This window comes from Mucilaginibacter sp. JRF (assembly GCF_015223065.1).
Lineage (GTDB): Bacteria > Bacteroidota > Bacteroidia > Sphingobacteriales > Sphingobacteriaceae > Mucilaginibacter.
Map to the genome: position 1 here is coordinate 81,441 of NZ_JADFBY010000007.1, position 17,332 is coordinate 98,772.

The 17,332-nt window shown below is 44.5% G+C and carries 13 protein-coding genes; 8 read left to right on the plus strand and 5 right to left on the minus strand.

The genetic code is table 11. The features are described 5' to 3' along the window. The first annotated feature begins 94 nt into the window (after nucleotides 1-94). From IM792_RS16270 to IM792_RS16295, 6 genes are all read left to right on the plus strand, one after another. Nucleotides 95-3,496, plus strand: a complete 3,402-nt coding sequence (locus tag IM792_RS16270) for a TonB-dependent receptor (protein ID WP_194102957.1) — start codon at nucleotides 95-97, stop codon at nucleotides 3,494-3,496. A 13-nt stretch (nucleotides 3,497-3,509) separates the two neighbouring features. Beyond that, complete coding sequence (locus IM792_RS16275) at nucleotides 3,510-5,207, plus strand: RagB/SusD family nutrient uptake outer membrane protein (RefSeq protein ID WP_194102958.1); 1,698 nt, start codon at nucleotides 3,510-3,512, stop codon at nucleotides 5,205-5,207. Nucleotides 5,208-5,277: 70 nt separating this feature from the next. Beyond that, entirely contained in the window at nucleotides 5,278-6,636 is a 1,359-nt protein-coding gene (locus IM792_RS16280; protein ID WP_194102959.1) for a DUF3863 domain-containing protein, read from the plus strand. 61 nt (nucleotides 6,637-6,697) lie between these two features. Continuing rightward, on the plus strand, nucleotides 6,698-8,350 hold the full coding sequence (locus IM792_RS16285; RefSeq protein WP_194102960.1) for a hypothetical protein: 1,653 nt from the start codon (nucleotides 6,698-6,700) through the stop codon (nucleotides 8,348-8,350). A 261-nt stretch (nucleotides 8,351-8,611) separates the two neighbouring features. Next, nucleotides 8,612-9,079: a hypothetical protein gene (locus IM792_RS16290; RefSeq protein ID WP_194102961.1), complete on the plus strand. Its 468-nt coding sequence runs from the start codon at nucleotides 8,612-8,614 to the stop codon at nucleotides 9,077-9,079. Between the two features lie 648 nt (nucleotides 9,080-9,727). Continuing rightward, nucleotides 9,728-10,036, plus strand: coding sequence for a hypothetical protein (locus tag IM792_RS16295; RefSeq protein ID WP_194102962.1), 309 nt, complete (start codon nucleotides 9,728-9,730; stop codon nucleotides 10,034-10,036). A gap of 190 nt (nucleotides 10,037-10,226) precedes the next feature. Here the strand turns inward: IM792_RS16295 and bioA are convergent, their stop codons facing one another. Next, the gene (gene bioA, locus IM792_RS16300) at nucleotides 10,227-11,477 is read right to left on the minus strand and encodes an adenosylmethionine--8-amino-7-oxononanoate transaminase (RefSeq protein ID WP_194102963.1); all 1,251 of its coding nucleotides are present in this window, start codon (nucleotides 11,475-11,477) and stop codon (nucleotides 10,227-10,229) included. A 58-nt stretch (nucleotides 11,478-11,535) separates the two neighbouring features. Continuing rightward, nucleotides 11,536-12,636, minus strand: a complete 1,101-nt coding sequence (locus IM792_RS16305; RefSeq protein WP_194102964.1) for a carbohydrate-binding family 9-like protein — start codon at nucleotides 12,634-12,636, stop codon at nucleotides 11,536-11,538. Nucleotides 12,637-12,798: 162 nt separating this feature from the next. On the opposite strand from IM792_RS16305, the gene IM792_RS16310 reads away from it, so the two are divergent. Further along, nucleotides 12,799-13,485, plus strand: a complete 687-nt coding sequence (locus tag IM792_RS16310; RefSeq protein WP_194102965.1) for a hypothetical protein — start codon at nucleotides 12,799-12,801, stop codon at nucleotides 13,483-13,485. Nucleotides 13,486-13,587: 102 nt separating this feature from the next. Then, a complete protein-coding gene (locus tag IM792_RS16315) occupies nucleotides 13,588-14,883 on the plus strand; it encodes an alpha-L-fucosidase (protein WP_194102966.1) in 1,296 nt (431 codons plus the stop codon). 79 nt (nucleotides 14,884-14,962) lie between these two features. On the opposite strand, the gene recA is transcribed toward IM792_RS16315, so the two are convergent. The 3 genes from recA to IM792_RS16330 form a co-directional block, all read right to left on the minus strand. Then, nucleotides 14,963-15,970 carry a recombinase RecA gene (gene recA / locus IM792_RS16320; protein WP_194102967.1) on the minus strand — a complete coding sequence of 336 codons (1,008 nt, stop codon included), beginning with the start codon at nucleotides 15,968-15,970 and terminating at the stop codon, nucleotides 14,963-14,965. A gap of 109 nt (nucleotides 15,971-16,079) precedes the next feature. Beyond that, the gene (gene nth, locus IM792_RS16325) at nucleotides 16,080-16,841 is read right to left on the minus strand and encodes an endonuclease III (protein ID WP_194102968.1); all 762 of its coding nucleotides are present in this window, start codon (nucleotides 16,839-16,841) and stop codon (nucleotides 16,080-16,082) included. 215 nt (nucleotides 16,842-17,056) lie between these two features. After that, the gene (locus IM792_RS16330; RefSeq protein ID WP_194102969.1) at nucleotides 17,057-17,254 is read right to left on the minus strand and encodes a hypothetical protein; all 198 of its coding nucleotides are present in this window, start codon (nucleotides 17,252-17,254) and stop codon (nucleotides 17,057-17,059) included. Nucleotides 17,255-17,332: the final 78 nt, after the last annotated feature.

Here is a 17,332-nt window from a genome sequence, read left to right on the forward strand (position 1 = left end):
ATTTCACCAATAACCTAACAATCAAATGTATAAAAAATTTACTGAATTGCTTTTCAGGAGGGATTCCTATGTAATTTCCAATCTGATCTTAAAAATGAAGCTTACATGCCTTTTCATTATTGTAGCCCTGTTGCAGGTACAAGCTAAGTCAATGGCTCAACGGGTTACGCTGTCGGTTAAAAACGCGTCGTTATCAACCATTATAACGCAAATTAAGGTACAAACCGATTACGATTTTGTGTACAACAATTCGGCTATTGAGGGAGCCAAACCCATTACCATCAGTGCCAATGATCTTGACCTGAAAACAGTGCTTGATCAATGTTTTAAAGGCCAGCCTTTTACTTACAGTATAGTGAACAAGGTAATTGTGCTTAACCGCAAACAAGTATCGGAGCCAACTCACGCAGCCGAAAAGCCTGTTGCCGATGTACGGATAACAGGCGTAGTGCGCGATTCTGTTAGCGGCGAAACCCTGCCCGGCGTATCTGTAAATGTGGAAGGTACCACGCTGGGTGTAATATCTGATAATGGTGGTGCTTTCACGCTTAATGTTCCATCGCCAACATCGGTGTTGGTGCTAACCTATATTGGCTACAAAAGCCAGCGCGTACCGCTAAACGGAAAAACGGTATTTGATATCCGCATGGCCAAGGCTGATGCGCAGTTGAGCGAGGTGGTAGTTGTAGGTTATGGTACCCGAGCCAAAGGTGCTGTAACAGGAGCTATCTCGAGCGTTAAATCGGAGGTTTTTGAGAACCGCCCCATGACGAGTTCGGTTGACGCCTTGCAGGGAACAATACCGGGCCTAACCATTACCCGCCCAAGCGGGCAGCCTGGTTTACAGGGCGGTAACTATGGCTTTCAGGTTCGTGGTTACTCATCAATTAACGGTAATGCCCCGCTGGTGCTTATTGATAATGTACCGAGCGACATCAACACATTTGCTACACTTAACCCCAATGATATTGCTGATGTTAGCGTATTAAAGGATGCCGCGGCAGCTATTTACGGCGCGCGCGCTGCGGATGGTGTTATTATTGTAACCACTAAGCGCGGTAAAAAAGGTACTCCTCAAATAACGTATACAGGTAACTTCGGTATAAAAACCCCAACCTATCTGCGTAAGATGCAGAATACCCTGCAATTTGCCGAGTTTATGGATGAAGGTTTGCGTAATGCCGGTATCAATGGTTTTTCGCAAGAAGTGTTTGATAAGATCAGGGCCAATGCAGCACCCGATCTGGAGCAGGGTTGGAATTACGGTGTAACCAACTTTCCGGGCTTTTATGGGTATACCGATTGGAATGATGCCATCTATAAAAACGCTACCCAGCAATTGCACAGCCTGTCCGTTTCGGGTGGTGGAGATAATAATAACTACCTGGTTTCGGTAGGCTATAACCGCGATAATGGTATAGTAAGGTATGGTGATAATAGTTCAGACCGTTATAACCTGCGCCTTAACTATGATATTCGCCCAAGCAGCAAAATTAATATTGAAACCAGAACCAATTTTGATAACCAGGCTAATGTAAACCCTACATTATTAGGTAGCGCATTAACCAATGTTACAAGGCAGTTCCCTTATGCGCCGGTTTATAATCCGCAGGGGCAGTTTTATGGGTACCAGGGTTACGAAAATCCGGCGCAATACCTTGAAGAAGGCGGCACGGCAAAAGGTAACTTATCCCGGTTTGCCACTAATTTTAAGCTTGATTACACCGTACTACCAGGTTTAAAATTGACCGGCCAGGCCGCGTTCCGTTTTGAGTATAATAATACCAGCGCTACCAGCCCTACAATAACCCGCTACAATTATGCCGGTGGCGTGCAGGATATACGCCAAACCCCCAACTCGGCAGCTTATGCTAATAGCAAGCGCTTAAATAAGCTGTACCAGTTATATTTTGATTACAATAAAGATATTGGTACCGATCATCACATCAACCTTACCGGTGGTGGCTCGTTAGAGCAAACCCGCAATGAGGGGCAAAATGTAACAGGCTATAATTTTGCCAGTAATGATATTTTCACCCTTAACCTTGCCGACCGTACCAAGGCGGCTTACGCTAACTTTTCGGGCTTGCTGAACAATCAGGCTTTGGCCTCTTACTTTGGGCGTGCCAGCTATTCGTACAAAAACAAGCTGATAGTTGACTTAACGGCTCGTGCCGATGGTAGCTCAAAATTCGCTCCCGATCAACGCTGGAGCGCGCTGTTCCCGTCGGCTGCCATCGCATATAATCTGTCCGAAGAAAGCTTTATCAAAAAAACGGGCATATTTAACCAGTTAAAAACTCGTGTATCATGGGGCAGAATGGGTAACCAGGAGATAGGCGCATTAGGTTTGTACGATTATATTCCGCTGGTTACCGTAGGCGGCACGTATCCTATAGGATCACCAAACGCGGGTGTACCGGGCGCAAACGCCGGGCCGGCATCAACCAACCGTACCTGGGAAACCATTGAGAACCGTAACGTTGGTATTGATGTAGCCGTGCTGGATTCACGCCTGTCGTTCTCGTTCGATTATTTTAACAAGATAAACAACGATATGCTGGTAAATGTGGCAGTACCGGCTACTTTCGGTGCTACGCCGCCATCAGCCAACCTGGGTAAACTGGTTACCAAAGGTTTTGAGGCTACAGCTACCTGGAAAGATAAGATCAATGATTTTCGTTACAGTGTGGCTGTGCAAATCAGCGATAGCCGCAATAAACTGGTTGAACTTAAAAACTCCGATAATTATGGCGAGGGTTTGAACTTCACGCGTCAGGGTTATCCTATCTACTCGTACTTTGGTTATGTGTATGATGGCATTATTCAAACACAGGCGCAACTGGATGCTTACAAACAGTTGCAGGGTGTGCCATCGCGCCTGGCGCTTGGCGATGTAATGTACAAGGATGTTGATGGCGATGGCCGGTTAACCGCCTTTGGCGACAGAACAAGAGGCCTGGCCGGTGATATGGTTTACCTGGGTAACGTTAACCCTCGATACACTTTTTCGTCAAACATCAGCCTGGGATATAAGCAATTCGATCTGGCTGTGTTTTTACAGGGCGTAGGCAAGCGCGATGTTATTTACGAAGGTAACATCAGTCGCCCAAATACTTTCTTTTGGCCAAGCCTTGAATATTATTACGGCAAAACCTGGAGCCCCGAACGTACCGATGCTCAATACCCACGATACATACCCGGCAACCTGGGCTTTGATGATATAAACGGCTATAATTATCGCCCATCAGCCAACGTACTGCACAGTGTAGCCTATCTGCGTTTCAAGGTGATCACGCTGGGGTATAATTTGCCTGTCGGTGTGGCTAAATCACTTCAGGTAAGGTCGGCCCGTGTATATGTGAGCGGTCAGGATCTGTTCACCATATCAAAGGGAACATTAGGGGGCAATTTTGATCCGGAGGATGGTTACCGCAATGAGGGTACCTATCCTTTCAATAAAGTTTACTCCCTGGGGCTTAATGTTAGTTTTTAATCAGCAGATCATCATGAAAAGGAAATACATAAATTATCATATAAAATTGAGGCTGTTAACGCTTGCGGCGTTAGGCTCGATGGTTTGGGCAGGTTGTAAAAAAGATCTGAACCTGTATTCAGAAGATACCATTACCGATGCCACCTTTTGGAAAACGGGCAATGATTTTAAGTTGGCCGCCAACAGGTTATATATGGATCTGAACGGGTTTGGTACAGAGGATACAGAATCGGACATTGCATTTAACACGCCTAATGTGGTGAGTAACGGCAACCTGCAACCTGCCGAAACCTCATCGCAATGGTCAACCAGTTATAATAATATCCGCTCTGCCAATAATATTATTGAAAAGGGTGCCGGTACTACCGACGCTGAGATCAAAAAGTATGTGGCCGAAGCTAAATTTTTCAGAGCCTGGTATTACTGGCGTTTACTGAGAATATACGGAGGTGTGCCCCTTATCACCAAAGTACTTAAGCTGGATGACCCGGAGTTATTCGCACCGCGTTCAACCCGTCAGCAAACAGCCGACCTGATATTGCAGGATCTTGAGGAGGCGCAGGCTGATCTTCCGGTACAATCAGATGTATCAGCGCCCGATGTGGGTAGGGTAAGCAAAGGCGCGGCATTATCATTAGCCTCTCGCGTAGCCTTGTTTGAGGGTACGTGGGAAAAATACAGGGGCGAGGGTAATGCCAATCAGTATCTGGATAGAGCCATCAGCACCTCGCGCCAGGTAATAACAAGCGGTGTTTACAGCCTGTATACCGGCAGTGGCGCGCAAAGCTACCGTTACCTGTTTTTAGAAGCAGGCGATGATGCCAAGGAAACCATTTTTGACAGGCGTTACGCGCGAAACATATTTGGCCACGATGCACCATATATGTACGATCAGGATGGGTATAACCCGACACGCAAAATGGTTGATATGTACCTGGATATAAACGGACTGCCTATTACATCGGCGGGTTCGGTATTTCACGGGTACGGTACCTTTACATCTGAGTTTCAGGATCGCGACCCGCGTATGAGCATGACGATGATCATCCCGGGTACGCTTACCAACCGTGTGTTCTTCCCGGTAACCAAGGTAGAGAACTGGCCCGACAGGCCTCAGCGTAACTTTAATACAGGTTATATCCTTTATAAATATATGTCTGAAGATGCCGCGGCGAATAACTCCGGCAGGTTAGGCAGTGCCAGCTTGTTTGATTTTGACAGGCACCTGATACGCTACGCGGAGGTTTTATTGAATTATGCCGAAGCCGTGTACGAGCGCAATAGTACTGTTACGGATGATGATCTGAATCAATCCATCAATCAGCTACGCACAAGGGTTGGTATGCCTGCACTCACCAACGCGTTTGTAACAGCCAACGGCCTCAATATGCGTACAGAGATTCGTCGTGAACGTACGGTAGAGCTTTGTTTGGAAGGGTTTAGATACGATGATCTGCGCAGGTGGAAAACCGCTGAAACAGAATTGCCGCAGGATGTTAAGGGTATTAAAATTACCGGTACAAGCTGGGCCGGCCGTGCGCCGTACAGTGATGCCAGTTATTTGACCAGGGTTGATGCCAACGGTTTCCTGATAGCTGAGCGCGACAGGAAGTTTGATCCGGCTAAAGATTATCTGCAACCGCTGCCAACACGCGAGGTCGCGTTTTACGCCGCCAACGGTAAGGTATTAGCACAAAATCCGGGCTGGTAATTGATGATCTGCCGGGCTTGTAATTCGCGGGCCCGGCAGGTTATTGTTTTGTATAACTGAAGATATATTTATGAAGATAAGATCAGTATTGTTATTAACGGCTTTAGCGGTATTGTTTGGCCACAGCGCGAAAGCGCAACAAAAGGCAAACAGTGATTTAAAGTTGATGGGTACCCGGTTTTTAACCTTTAATGCGATTATCAGGGTTAACCAGATAGAAGTTTCCAGAACCCGTAATGTGGGCGAAGATGAAAGGGCATTGCATACGCCCGAAAGGGTAAAGGCTTTCAGAAAAGCGGTTACCGAGGGTTTCCCCGGAGGAAAGATGACCTGGGCCTTTAGCTGGCTGGCACTTAATGATACCAGCGAGGATTATAAACAGATACGCCAACTGGTGGTAAGCTACCATCATCAGTATGGCGATGAGATCACCTTTATACCCGGCGCCTACTTTGCCAATGCCTACAATAAAACCGAACAGGTGAACCGCGATTTGCACGATGCGTTACAGCTTGTAAGCAAAATGGTAGGCAATGGTTACCGGCCTAAAAGTATAGTGGCGGGTTTCCTGTCGTCCGAAAATCAGCAGTATTTGGCCGAAAAGGAAGGCATACACGTATGTCAGGGCAATATATGGAGCCAGTTTAGTATAGATAATCAGGATGGTGATGGTTCAATATGCTACCCGTTCTATCCCTCAAAACAACATTTTTGTAAACCCGCCCAAAGCAAGGCCGATTTTGTGGATTGTGTAAATCTTGATGGATGGTCGGTTGATTTTTTGGCAGGCCGCAGGGCTGGTTTTAACGAAGGCTTTAACAGTCGCATGGGTGTTGGGCCCATTGAAACCATTGGCAAGTATGGGCAAGCCACCGGTTTAAAAGAGATGATGCACACAACTGCCATCCATTTTGATAAGGGGTATGAGTTAAATGGCTTTGGCTGGGTAACCAATTGCTGGGAGGTTAGTTTACCCATAGATGTCGCGGGTTTAAAAGAATGGTTAACACAGATAAGACAACGCTGGCCCGATACAAAACTGGTAACACAGGGCGATTTCGGACTTGCCTGGCGCGCGTATTACAAAAGCAATACATTTAATTACCGTTTTGTAGAGCAGGGCTCGGGCATTGGCGGCTCAGATGCTGATAAGGAAATCAGCTGGTTCATGAATAAGGATTTTCGCCTGGCTATGCTGAAAAATATAGATAACAGCGCTCCGGCCAAAGTGATCGATTTTACCAACTATACCTTACCCGCCAGGGAGCCGATGGAGATGACACGCAAGTGGAGCCTTTTAGGAGATATCAATCAAAAACAAACACGCCCGCAGGATAAACCGATGGTTATTGACTCATTAGCCAAAAATAACCGGGCACTGATAGGTCGTCGTTATCCATATCTGCTTCGTCAATCAAAACAGAAATAATTAACATTGTGCGTAAAGGCGATAGCTGCCTTATGCCTATTAAAATTGAAAAACATCCCAGATGAATAAAATATCCATTTTTCGCCCGGTTTTAGTGTTGATGTGTGTATTACAGGTTTTTAACAGCATAGCGCAACCTGCTAAGCCTGCCAAAGCCACCGAACCCAAGATTGTAAACATCGTAAATTTTATACGCGACATTGAACCGCGTGAGGCCGATGTAACAAAGGATGTGCTGTATGAAACGGTGGTGAACCAGGTAAAGCTGATGAAGCAATATCATTTAGGCGGTACCTTTTTATTACAGTACGATGCCCTTATTGATCCGCGTTACCAGGAGTTACTGAAAACCCTGCCTAAAAACGAATTTGAAATAGGAGCCTGGTGGGAGCTACCGCAACCCTTGATCGAAAAGGCGGGCATCAAATGGCGTGGTAAATATGCCTGGGACTGGCATTCAGATGTTGGCTTCTCGGTAGGGTATACACCGGCCGAACGTGAAAAGATCATCGACGTTTACTTTGCCGATTTTAAAAAGATATTCGGGTACTACCCCAAATCAGTAGCCTCGTGGGTAATTGATGCGCATTCGCTTAATTATATGTATGATAAGTACAAGATAGTAGCTTCGGCCAATTGTAAGGATCAGGTAGGTACGGATGGATTTACCCTATGGGGAGGTTACTGGAACCAGGCTTACTACCCGAGCCGGTTTAATGCCTACATGCCTGCCCAGCATGCCGAAAAGCAACTACCGGTGCCGGTATTCAGAATGCTGGGCAGCGACCCGATCAGGCAATATGCCGACGGCCGATCGGTAACTACCTTAGAGCCGGTTTATTCGCACGCGGGCGGAAACGCACAATGGATCGATTGGTTTTTGCAAACATTTGCTAATGATACAGCCCTTGGCTTTAACTATACACAGGCCGGTCAGGAAAATTCATTTACCTGGAGTGGTATGAAGAAAGGCCTTGAAATGCAATTCCCTATCATCGCCAAACTAAAGGAGCAAGGTAAGGTACGTGTTGAAACCATGGCCAAATCGGGCGAGTGGTTTAAAAAGACCTATAAGGTAACGCCTGCTACTACCTTCACCGTGAGTAAGGATCTGGGCGAAAGCGACAAGAAAACCATCTGGTATAATAGCCGCTTTTACAGACTTAACCTATTGTGGGAGAATGGCACCATGCGTATTGCCGACATCCATTTATTTAACGAAACAGTGCCCGACAAGTACCTGACAGATGTAACCACCATTAACCAAAGCTTTTTTTATACCCTGCCGGTTGTTGATGGTTTTCAATGGGGCAAACGTGGAGCACCCGCCGGTATGCGCCTGATGATGAAGGATGGCGATAAAGAAGTACCCGTGCAAGGCGGCAACCCGGTATTCACCAACGTTGACAAAAATACGGCCCATGTATCATGGCCTGTAGGTTCAGGATCGTACGAGATCGATATCAAAGAAAATTCACTCATTATCACTGCCAAAAACATTGCTGCTGCAAATTGGTATTTAGACCTTAATGTAGCCGAAGCTGCAAAAACAGCTTTTAGCGCGGTGAGCGATAACACCGCTAAATACGAGTTTGATGGCCATGCCTATAAATTAGCCACAACAAGTGGCACTATTGAAAAAGGAGAGAACGGAGGATTATACCGTATCAAACCAAAAGGTCAAGGTATAGTGCTGAAGTTGGCCGATCAATAGTACCGACAGATAAGGATACTCAAAATAAACAGATTGCTTACTTAGGCTGAATCGGGTTGAATTGATAACAAGTATTTTACTGACGCAAATAGTTTAGTAAGCATTTATTAAGTAAGTTTATACGTTAACTAAGCCTTTTATTGGGTTATCTCTTTAGCCCGATCAAGCTGAGCCTGTTTATGAAGAAACTTATAAGCCTTCCGCTACCGTAAGCGTCCCGCTTGTGTGTGTGGTAATAATAGTAGTTTAATAAGATCGGATATGGAAATCAGTTATTTAAAAAGCTTTAGGGATACTCCGAGCCTTGGAGATCTGAATTTGAAAAATGAATCCATATCTGTGGCTTCAATTGTTAATTTGCAAGTACTCTATAATAGTGGGCGCCCATTTCCAATTGCACTGCGTGAATTGTTATTTCTTGCAGGTGCATTCTGTTTAGTGTTGGATTATGGAGATGCAGAAAGTCAACAGGAATTACAAGATGAAGCCCGGGAATGGCTTAGAAATGAAAATAGATCAATTAGTCGATCGTTTTTTGTAATTGAAGTAATAAATGGTGGCGATCAATTTCTGTTTGTCTATTTAGATGAGGGTGAAGATCCATATGTGAATCGTGTATCATTTTCTAAGAGCATTAGCATTCAGTGGAATATAACAACGGGCAAAACGCTTTCTCAGCTTTGTGATTCAAGAATGGAAAGAATAAAGCGCGGAGAAAGTATGTACTGAATTGACAACTCATTGCCTTCCGCTACCGCAAGGACGCTTACATTAGCGAATGGAGTTGCTAATTTTACAACATGAAATCAGTATTATCTTACTCTATTTTTATTTTATTAGATATACTAATATTTTTTATTGCAGATAACAGTAATGAAAATTCATGGAGTTTTAAATTGTTCTTCACGATTTGGGTCGCAGCATTATTTTTTGTGATTTTTCTACTGGATTTCTTTTTAAAACGAGTTGTACTAATACCAGTTTGGAGAGTGGCAACTGTAATTTTATTAAGTTATCCAATATTGGTTATGTTACTGGCCGGATTAGTTGCTGAACCCGGCTCACTTATCTATAAGATAAGGTATTTGTTTGAATATGTTGATTTGTTTAAATACATAACTATACCTTACATAGTCAGCTTCGTAATAACTATTGTGCTTCAACTTGTATATAGGAAAGGTATTTATTGATGTTAATATCCCCGCTACCGCAAGCGTCCCGCTTGTGGATATGCTTTACGATTCTGCCGATGATTATAAACAACCGTAATCTCTATATCTGTAGTCGAAAAGTGTAACCAAAACGAGAAATAGAATGTTAAATTAACCCGCTTATAATCAGATAAATAAGTAAATTGTATTATTAAATATCATGATTATGAAAAAGATACTTTTTGTAGCAGGAGCTATTGCATCTGCTTTATTTTTAGCTAAAGCTTTTGGTGATAAAACCGGGAATGGATTTACTGGTGGTGAAGGTTCAAGGCCTTATGCAAAAACCGGAAATGATGGAGCAAGGCCACAATCATTTACCGGTGGTGGGGTACATGGAGGTGGTTTTAAAGATGGTGGACATGTTGGAGGAAATCGAACTGCTAAAGATGGAGGTGTAGGAAACGGAGTTGTAAACAGTGGCAATGGCGCTGGAAATGGATTTTCCGGTGGTGGTTCAGGAAGCCACGGTTGATCTACAATATAAAAAGCAGCTACAATTCTGTAGCTGCTTTTTATATATCAGTTGTATTATCTCAACCCACTTATCACTTACTCGCATTCAGTTCCCCGCCTTTTGAGCAGTTGTTTGCTGTCCGGTTGTCGGATAGCTTTAACTATGGTAGCCACAGGGTCAGTCCGTAACGCTTGTAAACTCTATGCATTTACCCTGCGCGATCTATCCATTTACGCATCACATTAATAATGCTTACCAGTTCATCGGGCTTAATAATATAAGGCGGCATCAGGTAAAGCACCTTGCCAATAGGTCGTAACCAAACACCCTCATCCATCGCGAAAAGTTTAAAGCCATTAAGTGTATCCGCATCTTTAAACTCTATTACGCCGATAGCGCCGATGGTTCTTTTACCGGCAGTGAGTGGGGAGTTGATGGTGCTGAACTCCTGCTCAATAATGTTATTGATCTGCTCTATATTGGATAGATAATCCTCCTGGTCAAAAATCTCAATGCTTTTCAGCGCTACGGTGCAGGCCAGGGCATTGGCCATAAAGGTGGGGCCGTGCATCAGGGCCTTTTCATAATCGGCACCTAAAAAACTATTGTAAACGGCATCGGTACTTAAAGTGGCGGCATGGCCCATATAACCTGCGGTTAACGCTTTGCCAACCACCATAATATCGGGCGTTACGCCTGCATGTTCGGCAGCGAACAGTTTACCGGTGCGGCCAAAACCTGTGGCTACCTCGTCAAATACCAGCAACACATGGTATTTATCACAAAGTTCTCGGGCAGCTTTAAGGTACAAGGGTGAATATATGTGGAAGCCACCCGCGCATTGCACTATCGGCTCAACAATAAACGCGGCAATGTTTTGGTTATGGCTGATGAGTAATTGCTCCAGGTCATCAATGGCTGGTTGTACTGTTTCGGCCGGGGCATCAAAACCTCCGCCGGGAATTTCCAATACATAACCACGGTGCAACACATCGGCAAAGGCGCGACTAAAATCCGAATCGTCACTCACCTCCATTGCCTTGAAGGTATCGCCATGGTAGCCGTTCTTCAACGAGATGATCTTGGTTTTGCCATCATAACCCAAATTCTTCCAATATTGTATGGCTGTTTTAAGGGCAACCTCTACACCTATCGATCCGCTATCCGAAAAAAATACGTGATTTAATCCTGCCGGAGTAATGCGTACCAGGGCTTCGGCAAGCTGTAGGGCAGGCTCGTGTGTTAAGCCGCCCAACATTACGTGCGCAAATTTGCCGGCCTGTTCGGCCAGCGCTGCGTTAAGCGCCGGGTGGTTGTACCCATGTATAACCGACCACCAGGAGGATATGCCGTCAATAAGTTTGCGGCCATCTTCCAGCTCCATCATTACACCGTTGCCCGCTACCATTTTGGGTACGCGGTCAACGTGTTTCATTTGGGTATAAGGGTACCAAAGCATAAGGCAAATTTAAGCCGCAAATATATGGCGCAAAAAATTGCTGTGCTTTGTTAACTGTTTACTTTTTTGGCTGCTTAAACAATCCGTCCTCGTTAATGGATATTATGCTGCCGCCATCGTCGGTAATGGTAGCGGTGTATTGTTGTTTGGTGGCCTCGATGCTTAGCGTATTCTTTTTGCCCGATACGGTGTATTCGGCAGTTGCGATGCCAAGTGCTTTTAAGTCGGTAGCGTAGGCTTTGTTTTTTTGATAATACTCCATCTGCTTATAATACACCAGCCACAGGTATTGCTTTTGTAGGTCGGTATAAGGTACGCTGAATGTGATGCCCGCATCGGTAGTTTTCTCGGTGAACTGCATGTAGCCCCAACGCTCAGGGTAGTGCATGCTGATCAGTCCCGGTGCCGACCATACCCAGTTACGCTCAGGCAGGTCTTTGCCTTCGGCATTCTTCAGCTTTACATACTTGCCATTCTCTACCTTAGTATCCCACTCCACGCGCGAAAAGTTGATGCGCCATATATTGCCCTCGGCAGGTTTATCATGATTAAAGCCAAAATTTAAAGCTTTGAAAGGTACCGAGAACTCAACAGTCCAACCCTTGTCGGTATCCTTCGGGTTGTTCAAAGTACCTTGCAGTTTTACTGCCGAACGCATACCCGGCGTATCCCAGCTGATAAGCGCGTTACCGGCGTGGCGGTAAGCCTTGGGCAAAAACAAGTCGAATATCTTGTTGATCTGGTTAACCTCTACCTCAAAATAATTGCGGCCATCGTTGTCGGGGTCAACAAAAAACTCAAAGTCGTTGTCATGAAAAATTATATCATCGTGGTTGGTAAGGTAAGCCCACAGGTGTGGCTCATCCATTTTTACGGCGATGTATAGGTTGGTATCATCCCAAAGCATTTTTAGCTGGGTGTTGTACTGAGGCTTTGGTTTGGCATCGCCCTCAATATCTACAAAGCTGCTGGTCCACTTGGCTTGTTCCCAAATTTTGTCGTTCAGGTCGCCGTCAATAACCGGGGGCTTATTGGTGTGGGTTATTATGTAATGTTCGGGCGTGGTGAACATATTTTCCATCCCCGTAAATGCCGATTGACTTTTGGCGGCGGTTGCGGCTATTACCAAGGCCGCGCAGCAGAGTAGTTGTTTTAGCATGCCTAAATATAGATAATCAATTATGCAATCGATAACTGAAAATTTTACACACCCGTAATTAATTATATGTTAATGCGATATAAAATGTAAGTTAATTGTAAAATGGTTGGTAAATGACATTGTTTAAACCATGGCTATTCACAAGGCCTTTATTTTAGCTGTATGAAGGCAAATTTTACCGGAATTAAGTCAGGCTTTTTAAGGCTCATTATATATGGATTGTTGATTTTTGGCGTAGCCGAATTTATCCGTTGGGATGCTACCTTGGTGCATGGCCAGGAATCAAAATTTGGAGAAGACTCCTTTACCGAGCTTGGGCAGAGTATACTATTGCTCATCGCTGCCGGGGTATATATCAGCATTTTTATTAAACATCCTAAGTTTAAGGCGATCGCTTTTTTCCTGTTCTCGTTCGCTATGGCATCATTCATCCGCGAGCAGGATTCGTATCTGGATGAAAATATTTTTGATGGTGCCTGGCAGGTAGGCGTGTTCAGTTTGTTTGGCATTATGGTGTATTACCTGTGGCGCAACTGGCAGCAGTTTTTAGATAACATTAATGTCTTTGTAAATACTCCGGCCTTCGGCGTTTTCATTACCGGCTTTTTAACCACCTATGTTTTTTCGAGATTGTATGGCCGTGGTAAGTTTTGGCAGGAGGTAATGGAAGATCGTTACTTCCGTGCGGTAAAGAATGCTTCGGAAGAATGCATCGAACTTTTTGGTTATACCATACTAGCCATAGCCTCGGTAGAGTTTCTGCTATTTGTAAAGCGGGGTGCCACAAAACTCATTTTAGGCACTGACAGGGTTTTGCCTGCCGATTCGCCCGAAATGCGTGTTGTGTAACATTGTTTCGTAGCCATTGCCAAAATAGCTTAATTATACGTTAGAATAATTTAAGTTACGGGCTTGCATTGCTGTAAATTTGGAATAACCAATTGCACATCAATGAAAAAAAATCTGTACTTGCTTATTTTGCTGCTTACAATTTCGGTTGCTCAGGCGCAGCAAGGCTACCAGCCATCGGCATCAAACCTCAAAGCCCGCGAGCATTTTAAGGACATGAAGTTCGGCATGTTCATCCACTGGGGAATATACAGCACCCTGGGCGATGGCGAGTGGGTGATGGATGTCAAAAAAATTCCTTATAACGATTATAAGCGCCTGGCCGATTTTTTTAATCCGCAGGCATTTAACGCCAAGGAGTGGGTTGACCTGGCCAAGCGTGCCGGTATGAAGTACATCACCATTACCTCACGCCACCACGATGGTTTTAGTATGTTTGATACCAAGCAGTCGGACTATAACATTGTAAAGGCTACTCCCTACAAAAAAGACCCTATAAAGGAACTGGCCGAAGAATGCCAAAAACAAGGCATCGAGCTGCGTTTTTATTACTCATTGTTAGATTGGGGCCGCCCGGACTACGCTTACAAAAGCCCGATAGTGAACGGTGCACCCGAAAAGGGCGACTGGAACAGCTACATCAATTTTATGAAAGCGCAGTTAACGGAGTTGATCACTAATTACCCCGCTATTAAAGGTATTTGGTTTGATGGGCATTGGGAGCGCAAAAACGCTAACTGGCATTATGATGAAATATACGGGCTGATACACAAATTAGGCCCTGATATAATGATAGGCAATAACCACCACCTGGAGCCCATACCGGGTGAGGATTTTCAGGCTTTTGAAAAGGATTTGCCGGGCAACAACAAAACCGGTTTTAGCGGCGAAGCCAAAATTGGCGATCTGCCACTTGAAACCTGCGAAACCATGAATGGCAGCTGGGGCTTTAATATTAACGACAGGAATTATAAATCGGTAAAAGAGCTGGTGCACTACCTGGTGAATGCCGCCGGTTTAGATGCCAACTTTTTATTGAACGTAGGCCCGATGCCAAACGGCAAGATACAGCCGGAGTTTGTTGACACACTGGGGAAGATAGGCGCCTGGATTGATAAGAATGGAGAAACCGTTTATGGTACCCGTGGTAACCTTGTTAAAGGCCAAACATGGGGTACAGTTACAGCTAAGGGCAAAACTGTTTATGCCCACGTGCTTAACCCGGTTAAGGAGAGCAGCCAGATATTGATCCCCGATTTTAAATTTAAACCTAAAACAGTAACCGCTTTTGCCGGCGGCGCTAAGCTGAAATACAAGAAAGATAAAACCGGCCTGATTGTTTACATTGATCAGTTACCGGCTGATGATATTGACAGGATAGTGAAGATCACGTATTAGTATCATCGCGCTGAAAATAAAAGAGGCTGCTTTAATTGAATAAAGCAGCCTCTTTTTTGTTTGTAAAATACCGTGAAGCCTATGCTTCTTCCATGCTTTCGCCGGTTACGGTTTCTTTTATCTTTTTTTCCAGTTCTTCCATCAGTTCCGGGTTGTCAAGTATTATTTGCTTAACCGCGTCACGACCCTGACCCAAACGGGTTTCGCCGTAGCTGAACCATGAACCTGCTTTTTTGATGATGTTGTAATCAACACCAAGGTCAATGATCTCGCCCGATTTTGAGATGCCTTCGCCAAACATAATATCAAACTCAGCCAAACGGAACGGCGGCGCAACCTTGTTTTTAACGATCTTTACCTTAACGCGGTTACCTGATACCTCATCGGTATCTTTAATTTGCGACATACGGCGTACATCTAAACGTACCGAAGCGTAGAATTTAAGGGCGTTACCACCGGTAGTAGTTTCGGGGTTACCAAACATTACACCAATTTTATCGCGCAACTGGTTAATGAATATACAGCAACAGCCGGTTTTGCTAATGGTACCGGTAAGCTTACGCAGCGCCTGCGACATTAAGCGAGCCTGCAAGCCCATTTTCGAGTCGCCCATTTCGCCCTCTATCTCGGCCTTTGGTACCAATGCGGCAACCGAGTCAATAACCAAAATATCAATAGCGCCCGAGCGGATCAGGTTGTCGGCTATCTCTAAGGCCTGCTCGCCATTATCAGGTTGTGATATTAAAAGGTTTTCAACATCAACACCCAGTTTTTTAGCGTAGAATTTATCAAAGGCGTGCTCAGCATCAATAAACGCGGCTATACCACCCTTTTTTTGTGCTTCGGCAATAGCGTGTATGGCCAAAGTTGTTTTACCTGACGATTCAGGTCCGTATATTTCAATTATTCTGCCTTTGGGTAAACCGCCAACCCCTAAAGCTATATCAAGGCCTATTGAACCGGTTGGTATTACTTCGGTTGGTTCAACAACGGTATCGCCCAACTTCATAATGGTGCCTTTTCCGTATGATTTTTCCAGCTTATCAAGTGTAAGCTGTAGTGCCTTCAATTTATCTGCGTTACTCATCTTAAAATATTATGTACCAAATATAAAACTTTAATTTATAATACTAAAAAAATTAGTATTTATTTTATTGATAATTATCATGTAAACATACCTAACGCGCAAAGCGTAATCAAATATCTTTATCCACACTGCGCTTTTTAAGCTCTTTAGCTATGGTGTTCAGCTTTTTCTTTTTGGCGGCATCCTTTATCTTGCGGGCTTTTTCGGCTTCGGCCTTAAGCAAAGCGCTTTCGGTATTGGAGCGTTCGTAGTAGCGGCAAAACCAGGTAATGGGGCAAACATCACATTTAGGCGATCGTGCTACGCATATATAACGGCCATGCAATATCAGCCAGTGGTGCGCTATGGCCAGTACTTCGGTCGGCAAATATTTTACCAGCTCTTTTTCAACAGCCAGCGGGGTGCGGGCATTGTTGGTAAGGCCAATGCGGTTAGCCACCCTGAACACATGCGTATCAACAGCCATAGCCGGGGCATCATAAATTACTGAGGCTATTACATTGGCGGTTTTACGGCCAACGCCCGGCATCTTCTGCAACTGATCAATAGATGATGGTACCACGCTGTTAAATTGTTCTACCAGCATTTTGCCCATGCCTGCCAGGTGCTTGGCCTTGTTATTAGGGTAGCTCACACTGCGTATGTAAGGGAATATTTCATCGGCATTTGATGCCGCCAAACTCTCCGCATCCGGATAGCGCTCAAAAAGTGCGGGGGTAACCTGGTTAATGCGCTTATCGGTACATTGGGCTGATAGGATAACCGCCACCAGCAATTGGTAGGGCGAGTTATAATGCAGCTCGGTAACCGCATTGGGTTGGTTTTTTGAGAAATAATCTACAAAATGATGGTAGCGTTCCTTTTTTAACATGGGTGTGTAAATACTAACCAACACAAAAATGTTGGCAAGCAGCAAAGGTATTCAGTTTACTAAACTGAATAAATAAAATTTGCTGAAAATTACAGGGAAGATTTTGGCTGATGGGTCATAGTTCACTCCGTTTGCCACCGGTACTATTAGTTTAGAGATTTAAAATAACCTTACCGGTACGCGTGAACTATGAGCCATCAACCTGAAGTTTTTTTCTACTTGATGCTTTTTGAGTAATCAAGTATGCGGTGAATGGTCTGCAGCCTTGGTTTCATTTCCAGCTGATTCAGATCGGTGCGCAATGAATGGAAGAATATCACATCATCCGCGCTCAAATTTTCTGTATGCCCTTTCTCTTTCACTATAAAATTGTTAGTGACCGCAAATAAGTTTTTTGTAGAAGTTTCGTCCATACGCCGTTCTCGTTTTTTTTATAATTCAATAACGCAACCCTATGTGAAATATTTTACGTTTTTATAAAAACATGAAAA

Excerpts from the sequence above, each read along its gene's own strand:
- IM792_RS16330 (WP_194102969.1), bottom strand. The coding sequence starts at position 17,254 with ATGGACGAAACTTCTACAAAAAACTTATTTGCGGTCACTAACAATTTT.
- IM792_RS16315 (WP_194102966.1), top strand. The coding sequence starts at position 13,588 with ATGAAAAAAAATCTGTACTTGCTTATTTTGCTGCTTACAATTTCGGTT.
- IM792_RS16280 (WP_194102959.1), top strand. The coding sequence starts at position 5,278 with ATGAAGATAAGATCAGTATTGTTATTAACGGCTTTAGCGGTATTGTTT.
- bioA (WP_194102963.1), bottom strand. The coding sequence starts at position 11,477 with ATGCTTTGGTACCCTTATACCCAAATGAAACACGTTGACCGCGTACCC.
- IM792_RS16305 (WP_194102964.1), bottom strand. The coding sequence starts at position 12,636 with ATGCTAAAACAACTACTCTGCTGCGCGGCCTTGGTAATAGCCGCAACC.
- IM792_RS16285 (WP_194102960.1), top strand. The coding sequence starts at position 6,698 with ATGAATAAAATATCCATTTTTCGCCCGGTTTTAGTGTTGATGTGTGTA.
- IM792_RS16310 (WP_194102965.1), top strand. The coding sequence starts at position 12,799 with ATGAAGGCAAATTTTACCGGAATTAAGTCAGGCTTTTTAAGGCTCATT.
- recA (WP_194102967.1), bottom strand. The coding sequence starts at position 15,970 with ATGAGTAACGCAGATAAATTGAAGGCACTACAGCTTACACTTGATAAG.
- IM792_RS16275 (WP_194102958.1), top strand. The coding sequence starts at position 3,510 with ATGAAAAGGAAATACATAAATTATCATATAAAATTGAGGCTGTTAACG.
- IM792_RS16290 (WP_194102961.1), top strand. The coding sequence starts at position 8,612 with ATGGAAATCAGTTATTTAAAAAGCTTTAGGGATACTCCGAGCCTTGGA.
- IM792_RS16270 (WP_194102957.1), top strand. The coding sequence starts at position 95 with ATGAAGCTTACATGCCTTTTCATTATTGTAGCCCTGTTGCAGGTACAA.
- IM792_RS16295 (WP_194102962.1), top strand. The coding sequence starts at position 9,728 with ATGAAAAAGATACTTTTTGTAGCAGGAGCTATTGCATCTGCTTTATTT.
- nth (WP_194102968.1), bottom strand. The coding sequence starts at position 16,841 with ATGTTAAAAAAGGAACGCTACCATCATTTTGTAGATTATTTCTCAAAA.